The 2577-nt window shown below is 53.2% G+C and carries 2 protein-coding genes; both read left to right on the forward strand.

Annotated features, from left to right (window positions below; translation table 11 throughout):
- Positions 1-421 precede the first annotated feature (421 nt).
- Positions 422-1549, forward strand: a complete 1128-nt coding sequence (locus tag AAEZ08_RS22620) for a type IV toxin-antitoxin system AbiEi family antitoxin (RefSeq protein ID WP_181066393.1) — start codon at positions 422-424, stop codon at positions 1547-1549.
- Complete coding sequence (locus AAEZ08_RS22625; protein ID WP_181066394.1) at positions 1534-2436, forward strand: GSU2403 family nucleotidyltransferase fold protein; 903 nt, start codon at positions 1534-1536, stop codon at positions 2434-2436. The genes AAEZ08_RS22620 and AAEZ08_RS22625 overlap by 16 nt, the downstream gene beginning before the upstream one ends.
- Positions 2437-2577 lie beyond the last annotated feature (141 nt).

Raw genomic sequence — 2577 nt, forward strand, 5'->3', positions numbered from 1 at the left:
GCTTGCAGCCACTTCGACAGCAGGCACACCTGATCGGCAGGCCGCCGCTAAACCTACTTTTTCAACAGAATCGGCCAGAAGCGGCCATTCACCTCAATTTACACCCATTTCTAGGCTGGATGGCCTCAACTCAAATGGTCGTGTGCACTACGACGCCACCGCCTGAGATCGACCAGCAATCTATTCAGGCAAGGAGGTTCGCTCATCTAGCCTCCCCATGAGGCCCAGAAGCGCCTGTGCAACCAGGGGCAGTTCACTGACTAGCACCCCCACTGGCAATGCTCGCTCAAGCTTGGCAGGAAGCTGAAAGATTAGCGTAAAGATGATTGTTAGCTGATCAGCTAATGATACAATAAAGCCTAATGTTTAGCTAATTTGGATTTTTTTTCTGTACAGCTAATGATACGCATGAGGCTAATCTATGGAGCACTATCTACCTCGCTCGGGGTTCGAATTTGAGAGGCAGGTGTTAGATGCGCTGGTTGAGGCTCTTACCGAGGCCTTCGGTCCCGAGGCCTTAGTACAAGATGCGTCGAGCGAGCTTGCATCATCAGCGTCGGATAATGGGCTAGATGGTGCAGTCGTTATCAAGACGCCAGATAAAACTTTACTCGTATTCGTAGAGACCAAAAGGGAGGTCTACCCACGAGACCTGAGGAACGCCGTGTGGCGGCTCAACAAATCCATGCGCGACATCCATCACCCTTATGAGTCAGTAGGCATGCTTGCGGCAGCCTCACTGAGCCCTGGAGCAAAAGACGAGCTTAAGGCCCTCAATATAGCCTCATTCGAGCTGGGAGGTAGCCTTTACCTTAAGCACAATGGCTGGTTCATCAATATCGAAAAGCCTCCCCGTCGTTACAAAAAAACCAAGCAAGGTATTGATCTCTTCACTGACGCTCGTGAAAGCGTTGTCCACGCGCTTTTGATGAATAGTAACGAATGGCTAACAGGTACAGAGCTGGCTGCGCAAGCTGAGACTTCTCCATACACCTGCTCCCTGGTCCTGCAAGAGCTGACGTTGCGTGAGTGGGTTGAATCTGCTGGTGGAGGACCGAGTAAGCGCAGAATGCTCATTCGCCCGGAGAAACTGTTGGATGCCTGGGCTGAGCACTGGCAGGCGCGCGAAGAGAAGGAAACGAAGTGGTATACGTTCGTGGAAAACCCTAAGCACATGCTGGCTTATCTGGCGGATAGGATAGATCGTCAAAGAGTGGATTTTCCGTGGGCTTTTACCGGGACCGCTGCCGCTAATGCCGTTGCGCCGTTGCTGACCAGCACTGAGGGTGCAGCAATCATTGTGCCCAAAGGCTACGCAGAGAAGATGGCTAGCACACTTGGCCTTAAGTCTGTGAGCAAGGGGGCGAACGTCACGCTCATGGAGCGCGAACCTGCAAGTTTGCTGTACCGATATAGGCATCCAGACCATCCAGCATTTTTTGCCAGCGCGTACATCCTGTACCTGGATTTGCTGGATAGTCGAGGCCGCAACAAAGAATTAGCTGACCATCTTAGAGGGCGTTTGGAGTCGTTATGGGAAAGGAGCTAAAGCCGCGTACAGCTGATGGGTACAGCGTTGACGTGACGCTCGCATGTGAAAGAACGCTACTTACGCTGCTGAGCGCATTTGGAAATCTTAGGGAAACCCTCCGTTTGGTTGGCGGCCTTGTCCCACGCTACCTCACCCCAGAAACCCCGCCTGAGGTGCCGATGCACGTCGGAACCTCAGACGTAGATATCGTGCTGAACTTGGAAGTACTGGCAACTGGAAACGAGTACACCAGTTTGGCTGGCCAGCTCAAAGCACGTGGTTTCATCCGTTGGGTTGAAGATGGAAAGGCTGCGTCTTGGCGGTGGCGCCTTCAGATTGATGAGCACGTTGAAGTGGTAGTTGAGCTGCTCCGAGATGCTGGTGAAGATGAGGCAGGAAAACCCATCAGTGTAAGTGGGGAGCAGGTGTCGGCCCTCACGATTAAACACGCCAGGATCGTGCACGACTGGTATCAAGAAAAGCGCATTGGGGCTCCACTGCTTGATGGAAAAGGCGTATCTGTCGATGTTGTGCGTTTCGCGGACGTACCTGCATTCGTGATATTGAAAGCTATCGCGCTCCACCAGCGGGAGGAGAACAAGGATGCCGCAGATCTCATCCACGTCGTTCGATATTCTGGGTCGCTGGAGCATGTGGCAGGGCTGTTTGTTGAGCGTATTCGCTCAGGCCAGCACCCTGATGCAGTGGAGGCTGGCCTCACGGCGTTAAGAAACCGGTTCAGCGATGATGAGTTCGGGGAGGGGTTTGAAAAAGTCGGGGCTGTTGCCTACGCCCAATTTCATGGCGGAGATGAGGATGAAATCATGGGAGCGCAGCGTTTTGCAGCGGGCCTCATCCAGGGCTTGCTGGCCGAAATTGAGGCTCAATTGGCCAGGGCTTCTTAATTATTTCAAAGGCTGATAAATCGGCCCTAGTTTCGTAGGTAGCCCACTCGTGGGTGTCCGCTTATGGCCGATTCTGTTGAAAAAGTAGGTTTAGCGGCGGCCTGCCGATCAGGTGTGCCTGCTGTCGAAGTGGCTGCAAGC

The sequence above is a fragment of the Pseudomonas sp. E45-MNA-CIBAN-0222 genome, from assembly GCF_040310405.1.
GTDB lineage: Bacteria > Pseudomonadota > Gammaproteobacteria > Pseudomonadales > Pseudomonadaceae > Stutzerimonas > Stutzerimonas stutzeri_AC.

Coding starts and splice junctions, on each gene's coding strand:
- AAEZ08_RS22625 (WP_181066394.1), top strand. CDS start 1,534: ATGGGAAAGGAGCTAAAGCCGCGTACAGCTGATGGGTACAGCGTTGAC.
- AAEZ08_RS22620 (WP_181066393.1), top strand. CDS start 422: ATGGAGCACTATCTACCTCGCTCGGGGTTCGAATTTGAGAGGCAGGTG.